This window comes from Streptomyces sp. URMC 126 (assembly GCF_051386555.1).
GTDB lineage: Bacteria > Actinomycetota > Actinomycetes > Streptomycetales > Streptomycetaceae > Streptomyces.
Window position 1 is genome coordinate 1 of the sequence record NZ_JBPQTX010000106.1, and the last position, 21,225, is coordinate 21,225.

Sequence of the window (21,225 nt, forward strand, 5' to 3'; positions counted from 1 at the left end):
CCCGCCGCTGGCTCTCACGGTGTTCGCGCCGAGGGACGGGGTGGCCGTGTGGGCGCCCGATCCGGCGGGGGCGCGCGAGACGATGGCCGCGGGGACGCCTCATCTGTACGCGGGGGTGGCGGAGGCCACGGGGGTGGTCGGCCCCTTGGTGCTGCCGGGCCGGTCGGGGTGTGCGGAGTGCCTGGGGCTGGAGCGCGCGGAGCGGGACGCCGCCTGGCCCCGGATGGTCGCCCAGTGGAAGTCCGGCCGACGGACGGAGGTACCGTCATGCGACATGGCACTGGCCACGGTCGTGGCGGGGCTGGCCGTGTCGTGGGCGCTCGCGTTCCTCGACGGCGGCGGGTCCGCGACGGGTACGGGGGTGCGCCTGGAGCTGGCTCTGCCGGGTCCGGACTGGTCCTCGCGTCCGGTCGAGCCGCATCCGCGGTGTCCGTGCGGCGCGGCGCGCTCCCCCGAGCGGGGGCGTGCCGGGGCGGCGGGGGCCCCGCGCGGGACAATGCCCGGGTAACCGCCGTCCGCGGCGTGGCCGTTCAGCTAGTTGGAGGGGCGCATGTCTGATCTACCGCGCAAGGCGGTCGCTCGTACCGCCAAGTTGGCCGCGCTGCCCTTGGGGTTCGCCGGACGCACCGCGCTCGGACTCGGCAAACGCATCGGGGGACGGCCGGCGGAGATGATCGCCGCGGAGTTGCAGCAGCGCACGGCCGAGCAGTTGTTCGCCACGCTGGGCCAGCTCAAGGGTGGGGCGATGAAGCTCGGGCAGGCGTTGTCCGTCTTCGAATCGGCCCTTCCCGAGCAGGTGGCGGGCCCCTACCGGGCGGCGCTGACCAAGCTTCAGGAAGCCGCGCCCCCGATGCCGGTGAAGTCGGTGCACGCCGCCTTGGCGGAGCGGCTGGGCAAGGACTGGCGGGATCTGTTCGAGGAGTTCGACGACAAGCCGGCCGCGGCGGCGTCGATCGGGCAGGTGCACCGGGCGGTCTGGCACGACGGGCGTGAGGTCGCGGTCAAGGTGCAGTATCCGGGCGCCGGGGAGGCGCTGCTGTCCGATCTCACCCAACTGGGCCGGTTCGCCCGGCTGCTGGGGCCGCTGGTCCCCGGCATGGACATCAAGCCTCTGATCACCGAGTTGCGGGACCGGGTGTCCGAGGAGCTGGACTACGGGCTGGAGGCGCGCGCCCAGGCCGCCCACGCCCGGGAGTTCGCCGGCGACGCGGACGTCGTCGTCCCGGACGTGGTGCACCACACCGACCAAGTGCTGGTGACGGAGTGGCTGGAGGGGGTGCCGTTGTCCGAGGTGATAGCGGACGGCACTCCGGAGCAGCGCGACCGGGCCGGGCAGTTGCTGGCGCGCTTCCTGTTCTCCGGGGCGGCCCGCACCGGTCTGCTGCACGCCGATCCGCATCCGGGGAACTTCCGGCTGCTGACCGGGGACGCGCCCGACGGGCCGCCCGGCAAGTGGCGGCTGGGCGTGCTGGACTTCGGCACGGTGGACCGGCTGCCTCAGGGGCTGCCGCCGGAGATCGGTACGGCGCTGCGGCTGACGCTGGAGGGTGACGCGGAGGCGGTCCACGAGCTGCTGCGGGACGAGGGGTTCGTCAAGCCGGGGATCGATCTCGACCCGGGCGCGGTGCTCGACTATCTGCTGCCGATCATCGAGCCGGCGCGGGTGGACGAGTTCACCTTCACGCGCGACTGGATGCGCGCGCAGGCGACGCGGATCGCCGACCCGCGCTCCCCCGCCTATCAGTTGGCCCGTCAGCTCAACCTGCCGCCGTCGTACCTGCTGATCCACCGGGTCACCACCAGCACCATAGGGGTGCTCTGCCAACTGGGCGCGACCGTGCGGCTGCGGGACGAGATGGAGGCGTGGGTTCCGGGGTTCGCGGCCGAGAGCCGGAGCCAGGAGGAGACCCCCGCCTGACCGGCGGTCACCACCAGGAGGAGTCGAGGCGGCCCTCGATCGCCCTGATGTTGGCCCGGGCACAGTCGTCGCAGAAATAGCGGCGGGTGCCGTTCTCCACGGAACAGATCCAGGTCGGCGGGGGGCCGTCGGCGGTAGTGCCGCAACGGGCACACGTGATCGGGCCGGGCTGGTCGGGGTCCAACTGCGCTGCGTCAGGCGTCTTCTGGTCCACTCCCCGACGATATCCCCGTGAACGGCCGGTGAACGGCCGACGCACCCCGACGCACCGAGGGGCCGGTCCGTTCGGACCGGCCCCTCGATTCACCAAGCGTTGTCCGGCCGCCTACTGCATGACGGCCATGGCCAAGGCCCTGCGGGCACGCAGCGAGGCGCGCTCGGCGCGGCGCTGCATCCGGCGGGCGGCGGCGAGCCGGACGGCCCTGCGTTCCGACTCGGCCTCGCGGAGGCGCTCGTGCATATGCGCGCGGGCCAGGATTTCTGGGATGAGTTGCATTTCGAGGTTCCTGTTCTGACGCGAGACGATCGCGCCGGAGGTATCACGGACGGAGAGGGCGGAGCCGGCCGGCTCGGGGGACGGGCGCTGCATCGTCGGGTCCTGCTTCTTGGGGTCGTGCGTCACGGGGCGGTCGATGGTGCCGTGGAGGTTCATGCGGCGACCGGGTTCTTGCGCGGGCGACCACGGGGACGCTTGCGGGCGACGACGACGCCCTGGACGAAGAGCTCGCCGCCCCAGACACCCCACGGCTCGCGGCGGTCCTTCGCCCCGGCGAGGCAGGCCTCACGCAGCGGGCAGGTCTGGCAGAGCGACTTGGCGTACTCGACGTCGGCCGGGGACTCGGCGAAGAAGACCTCGGGGTCGTAGGTGCGGCACGGCACGGGGGTGCCGAGGTTCTCGATCGCGTCGTCGAGGTCGGTGAGCGCGGTGAGGGGAGCGAGGGGGGTCAAGGAGTCCTCCGTGGGAGCGGGCGGGGGGATCAGGTCGGTGGCTACTGACGGGGTGTGTGCCTTGATGTGCACGGTGTGTGTTCCTCGTCTGTGTTGTTTCCGGCTGGTGGCCGGGCTGGGTCCCCCTGGCGGGGGGCAAACAAAAGGGCCGCGGATCCCGGTGTGGGTTCCGCGGCCCTGGAAGGTGCCGACCTGATCTGCCGATCAGGCTGGATCTCTCCAGGGTTCGAGCCCACGGAAGGCCCACATCGTGTGGTGCTGGTACTGCTTGGCCCGGGAACCGGCGCCGTTGGTCTCCGCCGCAAAGGCACGGACTCGTGCCACTACTGCCGCTTCCGCCACCTCAGGCGCCTTGGTCGGTCGCTCACTGCCCAGCGCCGACTCGGAAAGCGGCAGCTTGGCAAGGGACAGACCGGTGCCCCGGACGGAACCGAACGACGGCGCGGCGATGATGCCTGCCTCGACACCGAGCGGACGCATGGCGAAGACCGGGCGATCGGTCATTTTGTTGCTGCTGATGAAGCTGATCATTGGTCTCGCCTCCTCTCGGCGTCTCGGGACGGGCCGGGGCCCGTCATGTTCGGTTGGTTACAGCAGTACAGCACGGAACCAACGGATCCCGCGAGGGCCCGTTGCTTCCCTGCTCGGAAGGCTATGGGTAGGCCGTCCACGCACGCAAACTATTTTTCCGGAGATTTCTCGGGGCCCTCGAACCGCTCAGGCTCACGACCGGCACAGAGGGCCAGGACGTCGGCTCCGAACCGTCCCAGCTTGCGCGTTCCCACACCGGAGATGGCGGCGAGCTCCGCCTCGGTTTCCGGCACGGCCTCGGCGATGGCCAGCAGCGTCTTGTCGGTGAAGACGCAGAAGGCCGGCTGGCCGAGCCGCCGGGCCTGCTCGGCCCGCCAGTCCCGCAGCCGCTCGTGCAGCCCCTCGTCCAGCTCGCTGGGGCAGTCCTCGCAGCGCAGCAGCTTGATCTCCCCCGCGTCCGTCAGCGTCCGGCCGCAGACTCGGCAGCGCGCCGGCCGACGCGTCCGCGCCGGACCGCCGCCGCGCTGACCGGCGGCCGGCCGGCCGCCGCCCTCGAAGGCACCGCCCTCGAAGCCGGCCCCGAACGAGACGTGACCGCGGGAGGACGGGGAGCCCGTGCCACCCGGGCCCTGGGCCGGGGAGCCGGGCCGCAGGCCGTTGAGGAAACGGCTGGGACGCCGGTTGGGCCGGCCCCCGGGCGACCGGGAGAGGGCCCACGACAGTGTCAGGTGCCGACGGGCCCGGGTGACGCCCACGTAGAGGAGGCGGCGCTCCTCCTCCAGTTGCTCGTCCGTCTTGGCGTAGGTGATCGGCATCATGCCCTCGGTGAGGCCGACCAGGAAGACGGCGTCCCACTCCAGCCCCTTGGCGGCGTGGAGTGAGGCGAGCGTCACACCTTCGACGGTGGGGGCGTGCTGGGCCTCGGTCCGCTCCTGGAGCTCGGTGACGAGGTCGGCGAGGGTGGCGCCGGGGCGGGCGGCGGCGAAGTCCTCGGCGAGCCGGACCAGGGCGGCGAGCGATTCCCAGCGGTCGCGGACGGCGCCCGTCCCGGCGGGCGGCTCGGCGGTCCAGCCCCGGGTCGAGAACACGGCCCGCACCTGGGCGGGCAGATCCTCGGCGCCGGCCAGCTGCGGGTCGGTGCCACCGCCCGCCCGCGCGGCGCCGCGCAGCAGGATCTGCGCCTCGCGCACCTCGGGCCGTTCGAAGAACCGCTCGGCCCCCCGCAGCTGGTAGGGGACGCCCGCGTCCGCGAGGGCCTGCTCGTAGACCTCGGACTGGGCGTTGATCCGGTACAGCACCGCGATCTCGCTCGCGGGCACCCCGGAGGCGATCAGGTCGCGGATCCGGCGGGCGACGCCTTCGGCCTCGGCCGGCTCGTCGGCGTACTCGGCGTAGCCGGGCTCGGGGCCGCTCTCGCGCTGGGAGACGAGCTCCAGCCGGTGCTCCGCGGCCTTGCCGCGGGCCTGGGCGAGCAGACCGTTGGCCAGGTGCACCACCTGCGGCGTGGAGCGGTAGTCGCGGACGAGCCGGACGACCGTGGCCCGCGGGTGGCGGGTGCGGAAGTTCAGCAGGTGGTCCGGGGTGGCGCCGGTGAAGGAGTAGATGGTCTGGCTGGCGTCGCCGACCACGCACAGGCTGTCCCGGTCGCCCAGCCACAGCTCCAGCAGGCGCTGCTGGAGGGGGCTGACGTCCTGGTACTCGTCGACCACGAAGTGCTGGTACTGGCGGCGGACGGTCTCGGCGATGTCCGGCCGGTCCTGGAGGACGGCCACGGTGAGCAGCAGGACGTCCTCGAAGTCGATCACGCCGCGCTCGCGTTTGAGCTGCTCGTAGATGCCGTAGATCTTGGCGGTCTCCGCCGGGTCGCGGGGGGCGTCACGGCCGGCCTTGGCGATGGCGGCGGGGTAGTCCTCGGGGACGGTCTGGGTGACCTTGGCCCATTCGATCTCCGACGTCACGTCCCGCAGCTCGTTGCGGTCCAGCCGGATCCGGCAGCGGGCCGCCGCCTCCGCGACGATCTGCACCTTGCGCTCGGCCAGCCGGGGCAGCTCGCCGCCCACGGCCTTGGGCCAGAAGTACTGGAGCTGGCGCAGCGCCGCGGAGTGGAACGTCCGGGCCTGCACCCCCGTCGCGCCCAGCTGGCGCAGCCGGCCGCGCATCTCGCCGGCCGCCCGGTTGGTGAAGGTGACGGCGAGCACACTCGTGGGCTGGAACACCCCGGACCGCACGCCGTACGCGATCCGGTGGGTGATCGCGCGCGTCTTGCCGGTGCCGGCACCCGCCAGGACGCACACCGGCCCGCCCAGGGCCGTGGCCACCGCGCGCTGCTCCGGGTCGAGCCCGTCGAGCACGGCGTCGGCGGTCTCCGGCACCTGGGGGAAGAGAGGGGAGTGCGTTGCTGCTGTCACGCAGCCATGCTGCCAGGTCCGCGGAGGCGACCGGGAATGTTGTCCACAGGCGAGGCCCTGCGGTCATACCATCACCACGGTGACGGTCCGGCGTGGGCGCGTGTGAGGGGCGGGAATGGTACGGCGGGGGCGCACGTTCTACCACCGGAGCCTCGCTCCCCCAGCTCGTCTGCAGAAGGAGTCCCGATGTCCGCCGTGACGATGTACAGCACCACCTGGTGCGGCTACTGCCGCCGCCTCAAGAGCCAGATGGACCGTGAGGGGATCGCGTACACCGAGGTGAACATCGAGCAGGACCCCGAGTCCGCCGCCTTCGTGGAGAAGGCCAACAACGGCAACCAGACGGTCCCGACCGTTCTGTTCCCCGACGGCTCGACGCTGACCAACCCCTCGCTGGCCCAGGTCAAGGCCAAGATCGGCGCCTGATCCGCCGGAAGGGCCCGCCCGGGCCCCCATGGGAAAGCCCCCGCCGTGGCGGGGGCTTTCCCATGCTCGGGGCGCGTCGGCCCTACGGCAGCGGCTCGCCGTACCAGAGCTCGACGAGGCGGGCGGCGATGGAGATGCCGGTGGGCGGGAGGACCTCGCCGGAGGCGAAGGCGGCGCGGAGCTCGTCGCGGGAGAACCAGCGGGCCTCGTGGATCTCCTCGCCGTCGACCTGGATCTCGGCCGAGGTGGCGCGGGCGAGGAACCCGAGCATGAGGCTGGAGGGGAAGGGCCAGGGCTGGCTGGCGACGTACTCGACGTCGCCGACGACGACGCCCGCCTCCTCGGCCACCTCGCGGCGCACGGCCTGCTCGATGGACTCGCCCGGTTCGACGAAGCCGGCGAGGGTGGAGAAGCGGCCCTCGGGCCAGTGCATCTGGCGGCCGAGCAGGGCGCGGTCCCGGTCGTCGGTGACCAGCATGATCACCGCGGGGTCGGTGCGCGGGTAGTGCTCGGCACCGCAGGCCGGGCAGCGGCGGATGTGGCCGGCGGCCGCGATCACGGTGCGTTCGCCGCAGCGCGAGCAGAAGCGGTGGAGGCGCTGCCAGTTCTCCAGGGCGACGGCGTGGACCAGCAGCCCGGCGTCGCGCGGGGACAGCAGCAGGCCCGCCTCGCGGAGGCCCGCGGGGCGCGCGGACTGGTCCATGCGGCCGGGCAGGCTGTCCTTCTGGAGGGCGAAGTAGGCCACCCCGTCCTCGTCCTGGCCGAGGAAGTAGCGGTGCGTCTCGGTGGGCGGCGCGTCGAACGCCGGGGTCATCACCAGTTCCGTACGCCCGTCGGGGGTGTCGTCGATCAGCGCCTGGCCGCCGGAGACCACGAACACGCGGGTCGACGGGTGGCTCCACGCCGCCGACAGCCACGCCTCGTCCAGCCGGTGGTGCGCGGCGCGGTCGATGCCGCTCGACCCGCTGAGCGTGATGGGCCGGTCGGCGGCGAAATCGGTCCTGGTGGTCACGGCTGCTTCCAACTCCCCCTGGTGGTGATGACGGTGGTGCGTGTGGTGCGTCACGGGTCCCGACCGGTTCAGGCCGCGCGACGCGTCCAGGACGTGTCGCCCGCGGCGAGGTCGTCCCAGAGGTAGGCGGCGGTTTCCACGCCCTTCAGGAGGAGGTCGAGCTCGACCTTCTCGTTCGGCGCGTGCCAGCCGTCGGAGGGCACGGAGATGCCCAGGAACAGGACGGGGACGCCGAGGACGTCCTGGAGGTCCGCGGCCGGTCCCGAGCCGCCCTCCCGGGTGAAGCGGACCTTCTGCCCGAAGGCCCGGCCCATGGCGCGGGCGACGGCCTGGAGGGCGGGGTGGTCGAGCGGCGTCAGGCAGGGGCGGGTGGCGCCCGTGAACGTCAGCTCGTGGCGGATGCCGTCCGGGAGGCGGCCGGCGACCCAGTCCCGGACGGCCCGCTGGACGGCGTCGGTGTCCTGGCCCGCGACCAGGCGGAAGGAGAGCTTCAGCTGAGCGGACGACGGGACGATCGTCTTGCCGCCCGGGCCCTGGTAGCCGCCGCCGATGCCGTTGACCTCGGCCGTCGGGCGGGCCCAGACGCGCTCCAGCGTGCTGTAGCCGGCCTCGCCGAGGGTGGCGTGCGAGTGCGCTCCGCGCGTCCAGTGCTTCTCGTCGAAGGGCAGCTCGGCGAAGAGCTCGCGCTCGCGGTCGGTGAGCTCGACGATGCCGTCGTAGAAGCCGGGGATCGCGACGCGGCGGTCGTCGTCGTGCAGCGCGGCGGCCAGCCGGGCGGCCTCGGTGGCCGGGTTGGGCACGGCGCCGCCGAAGGCGCCGGAATGGATGTCCTGGTCCGGCCCATACAGGTCGACCTGGCACTCGACCAGGCCGCGCAGGCCGGTGCAGACGGTCGGGGTGTCCTCGGCCCACATGCCGGTGTCGGAGACGATCACGGCATCGCAGGCGAGGCGGTCCGCGTGGGCGCGGAGCAGGTCCGGGAAGTTCGGCGAACCGAACTCCTCCTCGCCCTCGATGATCAGCTTGAGGTTCACGGCGGGGGCGGTCCGGCCGGTGGCCGCCAGGTGGGCGCGGACGCCGAGAGTGTGGAAGAACACCTGGCCCTTGTCGTCGGCGGCACCGCGGGCGTACATCCTGCCGTCCTTGACGACCGGCTCGAACGGCTCGGTGTGCCAGCCGTCCTCCTTGGCGGCCGGCTGGACGTCGTGGTGGCCGTAGACCAGGACCGTCGGCGCGCCCTCGTCGCCGGAGGGCCACTCGGCGAAGACGGCCGGGGCGCCGTCGGTCTCCCAGACCTCGGCGACCGGGAAGCCCGTCGCCTTGAGCCGGTCCGCCAGCCAGTCCGCGCTGCGGCGCACATCGGCCGCGTGGCCGGGGTCGGCCGACACGGAGGGGATGCGCAGCCACTCGGCGAGGTCGTCGAGGAAGGCGGCGCGGTGCTGCTGGATGTACGCGCGGACGGCACTGTCCGGGGTGTCGCTCATGACGTCGAGCCTAGCCGGACACGGGCCGTGGCCGGGACCGGGTTTGTCTCACTCACCCTGCCCGGCCCCTTCCCCGAGCAGGATCCTCTCCAGCCCGGCCCGGTCCGGCAGCCCGGACGGACGGACCACACGGCCGTCGCGGACGTGGACGAACGCGGCGGCCACGGCGGACAGTGGCAGACCGTGCCGCTCGGCCCAGGCGAGGCGGTAGACGGCGAGCTGGAGCGGGTCGGCGGTGCCGTCGCGGCCGGTCTTCCAGTCGACGATCTCGTATGCGACGCCGGGGCCGGGGGTGTCGTGGGTGCCGGCGGCGCCGTCGAGTCCATCGGGCCCCTTGGCCCCCTCGCCTCCCGTGGTTCTCTTGGCTCCCTCGGTCTCCTCTGACGTCTCGATCCGGTAGACCGCGTCGATGCGGCCGCGGATCACCCGGCCCGCCAGGGTGATCCGGAACGGCGCCTCCACCCGGTACGGCGTGCGGTGGGCGTACGGGGTGCGCTCGAACGCCGCCTTGAGCTCGGCCAGCTCCCGCTCGTCGGCGATCTCGGTCTCGTCGTCGTCCTCGGCGCCGGGCAGCTCGTCCGCGTCGGGGAACGGCAGCGGCAGCGCCTCGAAGCGGGACTCGACCCAGGCGTGGAAGCGGGTGCCGCGCCGGGCGGCGGGCCGCGGGGGGCGGGGCATGGGCCGGGCCAGCTCGCTCGCGAAGGCATCGGGGTCGGCGGCGAGGCGGACCAGCTGCGAAGCGGTCAGGGACGCCGGCAGCGGCACCTCGTGCACGCTCGCGCGCGCCCTGCGGAGCTCGCCCGCGAGCGCGTCCAGGTCGCGGTCCCAGGAGGCGACCAGGCGGCTCTCCTCGGGGGTGAGGCCGCCGCGGGGCGCCTTGCGGAGGTGGGCGTCCTGGGTGGCGGGAGCCGGCTCGGGCCGGGGGGCCGGGACGGCGGGCGCGGCGTGCGGCGTCGGTCGCGCCGGGGTTCCGCCGGCTCCGGCCTCCTCGGCGCCGGAACCGCCGGAACCGCCGGAGCCCCGGTCGTCGCGGGCGGATACCGGCGGGCGGCTGGTGGGGAGGGCGTCCCAGGAATCCCAGGCGTCCCAGTCCGTCAGGGCGGTGTCGTGCTCGTACGGCGGCTCGTCGTCGTGCGCGGGCTCCGGCTCGTACGGGGGCTCGTCGTCTGCGGACTCGGGCCCGGACGCGGACTCGTGCCCGGATGCTGGCACATGCCCGCGGATCTCGTCCGGCTCGTAGGGCTCACCGTGCTCGTGAACCTCGTCGTGCCGGGCGGTGTCGTGCGCGTACGCCTCTTCCTCGTCATCCGGCGGAGGGGGCCATTCCGGGTCGTGGGCGGGCTCCGGTGCCGGGGCGGGTCCGGGGAGGCGGCCCAGGCGGGCGCGGACGGCGTCGGCGGCCTCGCGGCGCAGGGCGAGGGAGCCGGGGTCCAGCGGCAGCGGCCAGGCGCGGTCGGTCTCGGCCGCGTCGAGGGCGGGGTTCGTGGCGCCCTCCTCCGGGGGCTCGGCCCACGCCTCGATCTCGCCGTGCCCGGCCTCGCAGTGCTCGCGCAGGGCGTGCAGGAACGCGGACGGGCCCCGGGGCCGCTTCTGTTCGGGGCCCCACCAGTGGCCGGAGCCGAGGAGCAGGGAGCGGGGGCGGGTGAAGGTGACGTAGCCGAGGCGCAGCTCCTCGGTGGCCTGGTGATCCTTCATCGCGGACTTGAAGGCGGCCATGCCCTTGGCGTCCCAGGCGGGGACCTCGGGGAGGGTGCCGGCGTCCCCGCGCAGGGTGTGCGGCAGGACCCGGGCCTGGGAGGTCCACGCGTCCCGGGCCTGCTCGCTCGGGAAGGTCCTGGAGACGAGCCCGGGGACGGCGACGACGTCCCACTCCAGGCCCTTGGACTTGTGGGCGGTGAGGACCTTGACCGTGTCCTCGGCGCCGGGGAGGGAGCTGTCGAGCCCCTTCTCGTACTGGACGGCGGTGCGCAGGAAGCCGAGGAAGGCGAGCAGGCCGGCGTCGCCGTCGAGGCCGGCGAAGCCCGCCGCGATGTCCAGGAACTGGTGGAGGGTCTCCCGGCGGCGGGCCGCCAGGGCGTGCGGCGAGGCGGAGAGCTCGACCTCCAGGCCGGTGGTGGCGAGCACCCGGTGCAGGACGTCCATCAGGGGGTCGGCCAGGCAGCGGCGCAGGTCGCGCAGCTCGGTGGCGAGGCGGGCGAAGCGGATCCGGGCGTCGGCGGAGAAGGGCAGGCCGTCGTCGGGCGCGTCGCCGGTGAGGAAGGTGTCGAGGGCGTCGGCGAGGGAGATCACCTCGGCCGGGTCACGGCCCTCCACGGCCTCGGCGAGCCGCCGTTCGGGGTCCGTCCCGGCGCTGCCGTACGGGACCAGGGTGCGGGCGCGGCGGCCGAGGAGGGCGAGGTCGCGGGGGCCGATGCGCCAGCGGGGGCCGGTCAGGAGGCGGACGAGGGACGCGTTGGCGGTGGGGTCCTGGAGGACCTCGCAGACGGCGACGAGGTCGGCGATCTCGGGCAGGTGGAGCAGGCCGGAGAGGCCGACGACCTCGACCGGGACGTCCCGTTCGACCAGCGCCTCCTGGATGCGGGCGAAGTCGGCCGCGGTGCGGCAGAGGACGGCGACGTCGCCCGGGCGGGTGCCGGTGCGGACCCGGTGGGCGATGGAGTCGGCGAGCCAGGCCAGCTCCTCGGCCTGGGTGGGCAGCAGGGCGCAGCGCACGTACCCGTCCCGCTCGGCGCCGGGCGCGGGCCGCAGCGCCTCGACGCCCTCGTGGAGGGCGCGCAGGGGGGCGGCGAGGCCGTTGGCGAGGCGGAGGAGCCGGCCGCCGCTGCGCCGGTTCTCGCTGAGGGCGTGCCGGGCGGCGGGGCGGCCGTCGGCGTGCGGGAAGTGGCGGGGGAACTCGTCCAGGTTGGCGACGGAGGCGCCGCGCCAGCCGTAGATGGCCTGGCAGGGGTCGCCGACGGCGGTGACCGCGTGGCCGGTGCCGCCGCCGAAAAGGCCGGCGAGCAGCAGCCGTTGGGCGACCGAGGTGTCCTGGTACTCGTCGAGGAGGACGACGGAGAACTCCTCGCGGAGGATCCGGCCGACCTCGGGGCGGGTGCGGGCGAGCTCGGCGGAGAGGGCGATCTGGTCGCCGAAGTCGAGGAGGTCGCGTCGGCGCTTCTCGGCGCGGTAGGCCGCGACCAGGCCGGTGAGCTCGCGGCGGGCGCGGGCGGTGTCGGGGACCTTGCGCAGGTCGGCGTTGGTGAGGCGGGCGCCGTCGAGGTCCTTGAGGAGGGCCTCGTCGTGGGCCAGCAGCTCCTCCGGCTCGACCAGGTGCTCGGCGAGCTCGGCGTCGAGGGCGAGGAGGTCGGCGACGAGGTCGCCGAACGGGCGGGTGAGGGCCGGGTGCGGGCCCGGGGAGGTGCGCAGGACGCGGGCCGCGAGCTGGTAGCGGGTGGCGTCGGCGAGGAGGCGGGCGGTGGGCTCCAGGCCGATGCGCAGGCCGTGCTCCTTGAGGAGGCGGCCGGCGAACGCGTGGTACGTGGAGATCCTCGGCTCGCCGGGCCCCTCCTCGTCCGTGGCCTCGCCGGCCGTCACCCCGGCCGCGGCGAGCGCCTTGCGGACGCGCTCGGCGAGCTCGCCGGCGGCCTTGTTGGTGAAGGTCAGGCCGAGGACGCGCTCGGGGGCCACCTGGCCGGTGCCCACCAGCCACACCACGCGGGCCGCCATCACCGTCGTCTTGCCCGATCCGGCCCCGGCCACGATGACCTGCGGGGCGGGCGGCGCGGTGATGCAGGCCGTCTGCTCCGGGGTGAAGGGGATGCCGAGGAGCTCCTTGAGCTGCTCGGGGTCGGTCAGGCGCGGGGTCACGTCACAAACGGTAACCGGGGGGACTGACAACCGGCCTTCCCGATCTTGTACGGGTGCGCGCCGGCCGGCGGGTTGGGCGGGCGCACTGGGGATCCGCCGCGCCCGTCAACCTCGGCCCGTCCCGGATTGCGCGGCCCGCACCGCCGGCGGACTGTGCCGCCCGAGCGCCGGGGCGTGCGCGGCTCGGTGGGAGCCGGCTGTCCCCTGGCGGAGTGCTGGGGTATCCCCTCGGGGGACGGAATCGTCGGTGCCGGTCGCCGCCCGGCCGTTGGTCCGCCGGTGCGCGGGTGTGCGGGTGTGCCAAGAGTGCCCACACCCGCATCGCGTCACCGTCCGCTCGCCGTGCGGCCACGGCCGGCGCCCGGCCCTCGCCTCCGGCGGGCCCGGCCGTCACTCGACGATCTGGCGGCCCTCCGGGCGGGCCGAGCAGGAGGAGCGGAAGGCGCAGTGCGCGCAGTGCGTGCCTGGGCGGGGGGAGAAGCGTTCGTCGAGGACGCGGCCGGCGGCGGTGGCGAGGAGGTCGCCGATCCAGTCGGCGCCGTCCTCGCCGCCGTCGGACGGCGGTTCCTGGGCCTGCACCTTGGGCAGCGCGTCGCCGCCTTCCTTCTTGGCGGCGCCCTGCCGGAGCTGGACGAGTTCCGCGCCGCCGGGGCGTGGGCGCTCGCCGTCGAAGACGTCGTCGACGGCGCCGTGCCGGACCGCGAGCTGGTAGACGGCGAGCTGGGGGTGGCGGGCCACCTCAGCGGCGGTCGCCGCTGTCTTGCCGGTCTTGAAGTCGACGACGTAGGCGCGGCCGGCCGCGTCGCGCTCCACGCGGTCCATGGAGCCGCGGACGCGGACGAGCCTGCCGCCCGCGGTGAGGGTGACGTCGAAGGGGTGCTCGGTGGCGACGGGGGTCCGGCCGCGTTCCATGACGTGCCAGCGCAGGAAGCGCTCCAGGGCGGCCCGCGCGTTCTCCTTCTCCTGCCGCGACTTCCAGGGCGCGTCGAAGGCGAGCGCCTCCCAGACGGTCTCCAGGCGCTCCATGAGGACGGCGAGGTCGGCCGGGGTACGGCCGGAGGCGACCTCGTCGGCCAGGACGTGGATGACGTTGCCGAAGCCCTGGGCCACGCCGGCGGGCGCCTCGGCGCGCACGTCGCGTCCCAGGAACCACTGGAGCGAACAGGTGTCCACGAGCTGCCCGACGGCGGAGCCGGAGAGGGCCACCGGCTGGTCGCGGTCGCGGAGCGGCACCGCGCTGTGCGTCGGCTCGTACAGGCCCCACCAGCGGTCGGGGTCGGCGGCGGGGACGAGCGGCCGGTCCTCGTCGTCGCGCAGGCCGGCGAGCCGGGCCAGCCGGTCGGCGGCGGCGGCCCGGAGGGCGTCCGACGCGGTGGGGTCCACGGTGGTGGCCCGCAGCTCGGCGACGAGCGCGGCGACGGCGAGGGGGCGGCGCGGGCGCTGGGTGACGTCCACCGGCTCGACCCCGAGCTCGGTGAGGAACCGGGACGGCTGGTCACCGTCCTCCGCGGCGGCCTTGACCGCCGTCACCACGAGGCGCTCGCGGGCGCGCGTGGCGGCCACGTAGAACAGCCGGCGCTCCTCGGCCAGCAGCGCGCCGGGCGGAAGGGGCTCGGCGAGGCCGTCGCGGCCGATGCGGTCCGCTTCCAGGAGCGAACCGCGGCGGCGCAGGTCGGGCCAGAGGCCCTCCTGGACCCCTGCGACGACGACGAGCCGCCACTCCAGGCCCTTGGAGCGGTGCGCGGTCATGAGGCGGACGGCGTCGGGGCGCACGGCACGGCGGGTGAGCGTGTCGGCGGCGATGTCCTGCGCCTCCAGCTCGTCGAGGAAGCCGAGCACGTCACGGCCGCCGACGCGCTCCTCGGCGCGGGCCGCCGTCTCGAAGAGGGCGCACACGGCGTCGAGGTCGCGGTCCGCGTTGCGACCGGCGGCGCCGCCTCGGTGCGCGGCGCGGCGCAGCCGGTCCGGCCAGGGCGCCGGATGCCGGGGCGTGCCGTTCCAGAGCGTCCACAGGGCGTCCTCGGCGGTGCCGCCGGCCGCCAGCCGGTCGCGGGCGGCCGTCAGCAGCGCGGCGAGGCGCTGCGCGCCCCGCGCGTACGCCGGATCGTGCGCCACCAGCCGCTCCGGCGCGGCGAGCGCCTCGGCGATGAGGACGTCCGAGGGGCGCGGCGCGGTCCGGCCCGCGGCCCGCTCCTCCTCCCGCAGAGCCCGCCCGAGCCGGCGCAGGTCGGTGCCGTCCATGCCGCCGAGGGGGGAGGTGAGGAGGGCGAGGGCGGTCTCGGGGGTGAGAGCGCCCGTACCGCTCGTGGCGCCCGCGCCGTCCGCGGCGTTCGCGGCGTTCGCGGCGTTCGCGGCGTTCGCGGCGGGGTCAGCGGGGACGACGGGCGCGGAGGGGAACTCCTCCCCCGCGACCTCCCCGCGCCCGGGGTCGTGGGCAAGGCCGGGCACGGGCGACGCGCCGGGGTCGGAGGCGGGCTGCGCGGCCGTGTCGGCCTGGTCGGACCGGTTGAACCGGTCGGACCGGCCGGACCGGTCGATCGCCTGGACCGAAGCGGGTTCGACAGCGGCTTCGGCGTCCGTGGCGGAGGCGGCGCCGGAACCGGAGGCGGACGCGTCCCCGGCCGCCGACGCGGACCCACCCTCCGGCGCCGAGCCGGACTCCTGGCCGACCCCCAGCAAGGCGCCGGAACCGGGCACAAGGCAGGCCCCCGGGGCCCGCCCGGACCCCGGAGCGGAAGCGTCGCCGCCGGCCGTGCCGGGACCGGAAGCGGCCCCAAGCACAAGGCCGGCCCCCGAGGCCTGCCCGGACCCCGGAGCGGAAGCGTCGCCGCCGGCCGTGCCGGGACCGAGCGTGGGTCCGGGCACGAGGCCGGACCCGAGGGCCTGCCCGAACCCCGGAGCGGAAGCCTCGCCACCGGCCGTGCCGGAACCGGACGCGGACCCGGGCACAAGGCCGGCCCCCGGAGCCTGCCCGGACCCTGGAGCGGGAGCCTCGTCGCCGGCCGTGCCGGGACCGGACGCGGGCCCGGGCACAAGGCCGGCCCCCGGGGCCCGCCCGGCCCCCGGAGCGGGAGCGTCGTCGCCGGCCGTGCCGGGAGCGGACGCGGGTCCGGGCGCCGAACCGTGATCGGGTTCCGGCGCGGGAACGCCTCCGGTGGCCATGTCCGCGGTCGAGGCGGCGCCGGAAGCGTTCGTGCTCCCGTGCTCCGGCGCCGCGCCGGGCTCGCGCTCGGGCGCGGAGCCCTCCGCGCGCTCCGGCCCGGGCACGCCCGGGCCGTCCGCGCCCGGCACCGCCGCTCCCGCCGCCCACTCCGCCGCCACCCGCAGCGCGGTCAGCAGCGGCGCGACGGCCGGTTCGTGGCGGAGGGGGACGTCGTCGCCGTCGACCTCCACCGGGACGCCCGCCGAGGTCAGGGCGCGCCGGAGGGACGGCAGGGAGCGGGAGCCCGCGCGGACCAGGACGGCCATGGCGCCCCAGGGCACGCCGTCCTCCAGGTGGGCGCGGCGCAGGATGTCGGCGATGTTCTCGGTCTCGGCGCCGGGCGTCGGGTACGTGTACGCCTCGACGCGCCCGCCGGGGCGGACGGCCGCCAGGTCGCGGTGGGCGCGGACGGCGTCGGCCGGGAGCCGGCCGAGGGGCATGCGCCGGGTGAGGAGCCGGGTGGCGGCGAGGAGGGCCGCGCCCGAGCGGCGGGACGTGGTCAGGACGCGGACGGGAGCCGGCGAGCCGTCCCGGCGGGGGAAGGCCGAGGGGAAGTCGAGGATGCCGCCCACGTCCGCACCGCGGAAGGCGTAGATGGACTGGTCCGGGTCGCCGAACGCGACCAGGGTGCGCCCGCCGCCCGCCAGCGCCCGCAGCAGGCGTGCCTGGGCGGCGTCGGTGTCCTGGTACTCGTCGACGAACACCGCGTCGTACCGCCCGGCGAGGTCCGCCGCGACCTCCGGCCGCTCGGCCAGCAGCACCGCGCGGTGCACCAGCTCCGCGTAGTCGACGACGCCGCGCGCGTCGAGCACGTCGAGGTACTCGGCCAGGAAGGCCGCGGCCGCCGACCAGTCGCCGCGCCCGCTCCGTTCGGCGAAGGCGGCGAGCGCGTCGGGGCCGAGGCCGAGTTCCCGGCTGCGCGCGAGCACGGCGCGCACCTCGTCGGCGAAACCTCGGGTGGTGAGGCAGGCGCGCAGGTCGTCCGGCCAGCGCACGGTGGCGCGGCCCTCGCGCTCCAGCTCCGTCTGGCCCGCGAGCAGGTCACGCACGGCGACGTCCTGCTCGGGGCCGGACAGCAGCCGCGGCGGCTCGGCGGACGGGCCGTCCTCTTGGTGGGCCCGGAGCAGGGCGTAGCAGTAGGAGTGGAAGGTGGTCGCCTGCGGCGCGCGCGCCGCCAGCCCGCGCTCCCCCAGCCGGGCCGCCATACGGTCGCGCAGTTCGGTGGCGGCCTTGCGGCTGAAGGTCAGGACGAGCATCCGCTCCGGGTCGCCGCCGCGCCGCACCCGCTCGGCGACGGCCTCCACGAGCGTCGTGGTCTTGCCGGTGCCCGGCCCGGCGAGGACGAGCAGCGGTCCCCGCCGATGCTCAACCACGGCGCGCTGTCCCGCGTCCAGCTCCGGGGGGACCGCGGGCCCCGGGGGCGTGCGCACCAGCCGGTACGGGCCCGGCGCGGACCTCGGGGCCCGCCGGCGCTCCGGGTCCTCCGGGCGCGCCGAGACGAGCGCGGCGGGAGCGCCGGTTGAGCCGGGAGTGCCGGAGAGGGGGGTGGAACTCACGTGAGGTGCCGGTCCTGCGGGTCGGGTACGGATCTCCGCGCGCCGTCGGGGCGCGGGGGTGGGGCGGCCCTCGACGCTACGCCAGGAGGCGGGTGGGGCGCAGGGCGTCCCCGGGGGCGAGGGGGCCGTTCGGGCACCTCACCCGTTCGGGTTGCCCGGCCGACGAGTGGATCAGGTGGCGCGTTTCACACGCGCCGCGCCGCCGCGCGCGCTCTTCGCGTCGTCGCGCGACAGGCTCCGCCCGGCTCCGGCCCGTCCGGCTCCGGCCTCGTCCCGTTCGGCTCCCGCTCCGGCCCGTCCGGCTCCGGCCCCGTCCCGTTCGCCCCGCACCGACTCCCGGTCCCGCCGCGCCGCTCGCGGACCCGCCTGTGCCACCCCGATGGCCGGGCCCTGGCGCCCACGCTCCTCACGCCCGGCAGCGCCGACGTCTCCCGCGTCCCCGGCGGCAGCACCGGCAGCAGCGCCGGCCTCCCCCGGCTCCCCGCCGGCCCCGCCGGCCGGCACCCCGTCCCACCGCGCCCGCCTCATCGCGATCCGCGGCACGTGCCCCTCGGCGGCCGGGCCGGTGATCCGCAGCGGCGTGCCCTCCTCGCGGTAGTGGCCGAGGGCCACCCGCTCGCGGCCGGGGAGCAGGACGCCGTCCGCCCGTACGACGCGCCACCACGGCACGGCGCCGCCGTACAGCGCCATCACCCGGCCCACCTGGCGGGGACCGCCCTCGCCGAGCCACTCGGCCACGTCGCCGTAGGTCATCACCCGGCCCGGCGGGATGATCTCCGCGACGGAGAGGACCCGTTCCGCGTAGTCGGGGTACTCGGGAAGCCCGTGCCCCGGAGGTTCGCCACCGGGGACGGGAAGCTCTTCTGGCCCAGGGAATCCGGGCGGCACCGCGTCGGTCACCCGGTCCATACTGCCGCAGGCGCCGCGCGCTCCGGGGGCCATGGTCCGGAGGTCCGAATTCCGGAAGATCACCCAGAGTGCGGGATCGGACTACAGGGCGTACGATCCAAGGTCCGCGCCCCCGAAATGCACCCTGATACACCCTTGCCCGGCAGGGCCATGCCACCATCTTCCGGGCGGTGACTGGTGATACGAGAACGAGAAGACCAGGAAGACACGGACGACGAGCAGGGCGCGGGACCTCCTGAGGAGGCCGGCGCCCGCAAGGCGCTGCCCGGAAGCGCCGAGGGAGCCGAGCGGTCGCGCGCCGGCGCCCCGGCCGACCCGGCAGGCTCGGCGTTCCCGTGCGACACGAAGGACGGCGAGGTCCACATCGACAAGGTCTCCGGCGACGAGCCGCTGCTCCCCGCCCGCGTCCACCGCCCCGCCGACCTGGTGCGCATGCTGCTGGGCATCATCGGCATCGCCGTCGTCCTCGCCCTGGCCGCGTTCGCGCACGGCACCACCACCGGCCTCGCCAGCGACATCAAGGAGAGCGCCGGGCACGCCCCGCAGACGCTGGCCAACATCGCCGGCCTCACGGCCAACATCGCGATCTTCATCGTGCCCGTGGCCTTCGCCGTCGAACGGCTGGTCAAACGGGACGGGCTGCGGATCGCCGACGGCGTCCTCGCGGCCGTCCTGGCGCACGGCGTCTCGCTCGGCGCCGCGCTCTGGGTCGCCGAGGCGGCCCCGGATTCCATCCGGGAAGCGCTCACCAGGATCACGCCGACCCACGAGCTGACCGACCCGGTCCACGGCTACCTCGCCCCCGTGATCGCCTATATGACGGCCGTCGGGATGTCGCGGCGCCCGCGCTGGCGGGTCGCGATGTGGGCGGTGCTGCTGCTGGACGCGTTCGCGGTGGTCGTCAACGGCTACTCGACGCCGTTCTCGATCGCCACCACCGTGCTCATCGGCTGGACCGTCGCCTACGGCACCCTGTACGCCGTCGGCTCTCCCAACGTCCGCCCCACCGGCCAGCACCTGCTGCACGGCCTGCGCCGCGTCGGCTTCAAGCCGGTGAGCGCCCTGCGCACGGAGGAGGCGCCGGACGCCGCGCCGTCCTCCGGCACCGCGCACGACCGGGGGCGCCGCTACGTCGTCACCCTGGAGGACGGCCCGCCGCTGGACGTCACGGTCGTCGACCGGGAGCAGCAGGCACAGGGCTTCTTCTACCGGCTGTGGCAGCGGCTCGCGCTGCGCGGCATCACCCAGCGGCGCAGCCTGCAGTCGCTCCGCCAGGCGCTGGAGCAGGAGGCGCTGCTCGCCTACGCGGCCATCGCCGCCGGCGCCAACGCCCCCAAGCTGATCGCCACCAGCGAGCTCGGCCCGGACGCCGTGATGCTGGTGTACGAGCACGTGGGCGGACGGACGCTGGACACCCTCCAGGACGCGGAGATCACCGACGAGCTGGTGGACGGCGCCTGGCGGCAGGTGCGCGCCCTGCAGTCGCGCCGGATCGCACACCGGCGCCTCGACGGCGACGCGCTCCTGGTGGATCGTTCCGGCAGTGTGGTCCTGACCGATCTGCGCGGCGGCGAGATCGCCGCCGGTGACCTGGTGCTGCGGATGGACGTCGCGCAGCTTCTCACCACGCTGGGCCTGCGGGTCGGCGCGGAACGGGCGGTGGCCTCGGCCGTCGCCGTGCTCGGCCCGGACGCGGTCGCCGACAGCCTGCCGCTGCTCCAGCCCATCGCCCTGACCCGCGCGAGCAGGGCCACCTTGCGCCGGCTCGCGCGCGAGCGCGCGCAGCGTGAACGGGACGCGGTGCTGGAGGCGTCCCGGATCGCCAAGGAGGAGCGGGCCCGGGAACGGGCGGAGAAGGGCTCGGGCCCGGCGGACGACCGCAGGGCGCTCAAGGCCGAGAAGAAGGCGGAGAAACAGGCGCTGGACGTCGCGGCCGAGGAGGCCCGCGAGGAGGACCTGCTGGCCCAGATCCGCCGGCAGGTGCTGCTGATCCGGCCGCAGGCACCGATAGAGCCCGTCCGGCTGGAGCGCATCCGGCCGCGTACCCTCATCAGCTCCATCGCGGGCGCGATCGCCGCGTACTTCCTGTACTCGCAGCTGTCGCACGTCGAGCTCGACAAGGTCGCCAAGGCCAACTGGGGCTGGGTGGCGGTCGCCGCGGCCTTCTCCGCGCTCTCCTACTTCGCGGCGGCCATGCGGCTGCTGGGCTTCGTCCCGGAGAAGGTGTCGTACCCGCGGACGGTCATGGCGCAGGTCGCCGGTTCGTTCGTCAAGCTCGTGGCCCCGGCCGCGGTCGGCGGCGTCGCGCTGAACAGCCGCTTCCTGCAACGGGCCGGGATCCGCCCGGGGCTCGCGGTGGCCAGCGTCGGCGCGTCCGAACTGTTCGGCCTGGCCGCGCACATCCTGCTGCTGCTGACCTTCGGCTACATCACCGGCACGGAAAGGACGGAGTCGCCGCTTCCGCCGTCCCGTACGGTCATCGGCGGGCTGCTGACGGCCGCGGTGCTGGTGCTGGTGGTGACGGCCATCCCGTTCCTGCGGAAGTTCGTCTCGACGCGGGTGCGGTCGCTGTTCGCGGGCGTCGTGCCGCGCATGCTGGACCTGCTCCAGCGGCCGCGGAAGCTGGTCAACGGCATCGGCGGCATGCTGCTGCTGACCGCCGCCTTCGTGTTCTGCCTCGACACCTCGATCCGGGCGTTCGGCGGCGACATGAGCTTCGCCAGCGTCGCGGTGATCTTCCTGGCGGGCAACGCGCTGGGGTCGGCGGCGCCGACGCCCGGCGGGGTCGGGGCCGTCGAGGGCGTCCTCATCGGCGCGCTGACCCTGGCCGGGCTGCCGGCGGACATCGCGACGCCCGCGGTACTGCTGTACCGGCTGCTCACGTTCTGGCTGCCGGTGCTGCCGGGGTGGTTCTGCTTCAACCAGCTGACGCGGAAGGGCGCCATCTGAGGGGCGCGCGGCCGACGGGGCGTGGGGGTGCGGGGG

General features: G+C 75.2%; 14 protein-coding genes. 4 read left to right on the plus strand and 10 right to left on the minus strand.

The window, feature by feature from the left end:
• Positions 1–508, plus strand: a 508-nt coding sequence (locus ACSNOK_RS15270; protein WP_436781204.1) for a ThiF family adenylyltransferase, incomplete at its 5' end; no start/stop codon positions are given.
• 42 nt (positions 509–550) lie between these two features.
• Positions 551–1,918 carry an ABC1 kinase family protein gene (locus ACSNOK_RS15275; RefSeq protein WP_436781205.1) on the plus strand — a complete coding sequence of 456 codons (1,368 nt, stop codon included), beginning with the start codon at positions 551–553 and terminating at the stop codon, positions 1,916–1,918.
• 7 nt (positions 1,919–1,925) lie between these two features.
• Here ACSNOK_RS15275 and ACSNOK_RS15280 read toward each other — a convergent pair whose 3' ends face one another.
• The 5 genes from ACSNOK_RS15280 to ACSNOK_RS15300 form a co-directional block, all read right to left on the minus strand.
• Positions 1,926–2,132, minus strand: a complete 207-nt coding sequence (locus ACSNOK_RS15280; protein WP_436781216.1) for a hypothetical protein — start codon at positions 2,130–2,132, stop codon at positions 1,926–1,928.
• Positions 2,133–2,243: 111 nt separating this feature from the next.
• Positions 2,244–2,570, minus strand: coding sequence for a hypothetical protein (locus ACSNOK_RS15285; RefSeq protein WP_436781206.1), 327 nt, complete (start codon positions 2,568–2,570; stop codon positions 2,244–2,246).
• Positions 2,567–2,938 carry a WhiB family transcriptional regulator gene (locus tag ACSNOK_RS15290; RefSeq protein WP_436781207.1) on the minus strand — a complete coding sequence of 124 codons (372 nt, stop codon included), beginning with the start codon at positions 2,936–2,938 and terminating at the stop codon, positions 2,567–2,569. Before ACSNOK_RS15290 ends, ACSNOK_RS15285 begins: the two co-directional genes overlap by 4 nt.
• Positions 2,939–3,070: 132 nt before the next feature.
• Positions 3,071–3,397, minus strand: coding sequence for a hypothetical protein (locus ACSNOK_RS15295; RefSeq protein ID WP_436781208.1), 327 nt, complete (start codon positions 3,395–3,397; stop codon positions 3,071–3,073).
• Between the two features lie 149 nt (positions 3,398–3,546).
• Positions 3,547–5,805: an ATP-dependent DNA helicase UvrD2 gene (locus tag ACSNOK_RS15300; RefSeq protein ID WP_436781209.1), complete on the minus strand. Its 2,259-nt coding sequence runs from the start codon at positions 5,803–5,805 to the stop codon at positions 3,547–3,549.
• Between the two features lie 186 nt (positions 5,806–5,991).
• On the opposite strand from ACSNOK_RS15300, the gene ACSNOK_RS15305 reads away from it, so the two are divergent.
• Positions 5,992–6,231, plus strand: a complete 240-nt coding sequence (locus ACSNOK_RS15305) for a mycoredoxin (protein WP_004937444.1) — start codon at positions 5,992–5,994, stop codon at positions 6,229–6,231.
• A gap of 82 nt (positions 6,232–6,313) precedes the next feature.
• Here ACSNOK_RS15305 and nudC read toward each other — a convergent pair whose 3' ends face one another.
• The 5 genes from nudC to ACSNOK_RS15330 form a co-directional block, all read right to left on the minus strand.
• Positions 6,314–7,243: an NAD(+) diphosphatase gene (gene nudC, locus ACSNOK_RS15310; protein ID WP_436781210.1), complete on the minus strand. Its 930-nt coding sequence runs from the start codon at positions 7,241–7,243 to the stop codon at positions 6,314–6,316.
• A gap of 68 nt (positions 7,244–7,311) precedes the next feature.
• Complete coding sequence (locus ACSNOK_RS15315) at positions 7,312–8,727, minus strand: dipeptidase (RefSeq protein WP_436781211.1); 1,416 nt, start codon at positions 8,725–8,727, stop codon at positions 7,312–7,314.
• A 48-nt stretch (positions 8,728–8,775) separates the two neighbouring features.
• On the minus strand, positions 8,776–12,573 hold the full coding sequence (locus tag ACSNOK_RS15320) for a UvrD-helicase domain-containing protein (RefSeq protein WP_436781212.1): 3,798 nt from the start codon (positions 12,571–12,573) through the stop codon (positions 8,776–8,778).
• 390 nt (positions 12,574–12,963) lie between these two features.
• Positions 12,964–17,205 (minus strand): UvrD-helicase domain-containing protein, encoded by a 4,242-nt coding sequence (locus tag ACSNOK_RS15325; RefSeq protein WP_436781215.1) that lies wholly within the window; start codon positions 17,203–17,205, stop codon positions 12,964–12,966.
• Between the two features lie 297 nt (positions 17,206–17,502).
• Complete coding sequence (locus tag ACSNOK_RS15330) at positions 17,503–18,273, minus strand: MGMT family protein (protein WP_436781213.1); 771 nt, start codon at positions 18,271–18,273, stop codon at positions 17,503–17,505.
• A gap of 144 nt (positions 18,274–18,417) precedes the next feature.
• Between ACSNOK_RS15330 and ACSNOK_RS15335 the strand changes: the two genes are divergently transcribed.
• A complete protein-coding gene (locus ACSNOK_RS15335) occupies positions 18,418–21,189 on the plus strand; it encodes a flippase-like domain-containing protein (protein ID WP_436781214.1) in 2,772 nt (923 codons plus the stop codon).
• Positions 21,190–21,225 lie beyond the last annotated feature (36 nt).

What these genes read in the sequence shown, in the direction of transcription:
- ACSNOK_RS15275 (WP_436781205.1), top strand. Translation starts at nt 551, where the DNA reads ATGTCTGATCTACCGCGCAAGGCGGTCGCTCGTACCGCCAAGTTGGCC.
- ACSNOK_RS15285 (WP_436781206.1), bottom strand. Translation starts at nt 2,570, where the DNA reads ATGAACCTCCACGGCACCATCGACCGCCCCGTGACGCACGACCCCAAG.
- ACSNOK_RS15295 (WP_436781208.1), bottom strand. Translation starts at nt 3,397, where the DNA reads ATGATCAGCTTCATCAGCAGCAACAAAATGACCGATCGCCCGGTCTTC.
- ACSNOK_RS15305 (WP_004937444.1), top strand. Translation starts at nt 5,992, where the DNA reads ATGTCCGCCGTGACGATGTACAGCACCACCTGGTGCGGCTACTGCCGC.
- ACSNOK_RS15315 (WP_436781211.1), bottom strand. Translation starts at nt 8,727, where the DNA reads ATGAGCGACACCCCGGACAGTGCCGTCCGCGCGTACATCCAGCAGCAC.
- ACSNOK_RS15330 (WP_436781213.1), bottom strand. Translation starts at nt 18,273, where the DNA reads ATGGCCCCCGGAGCGCGCGGCGCCTGCGGCAGTATGGACCGGGTGACC.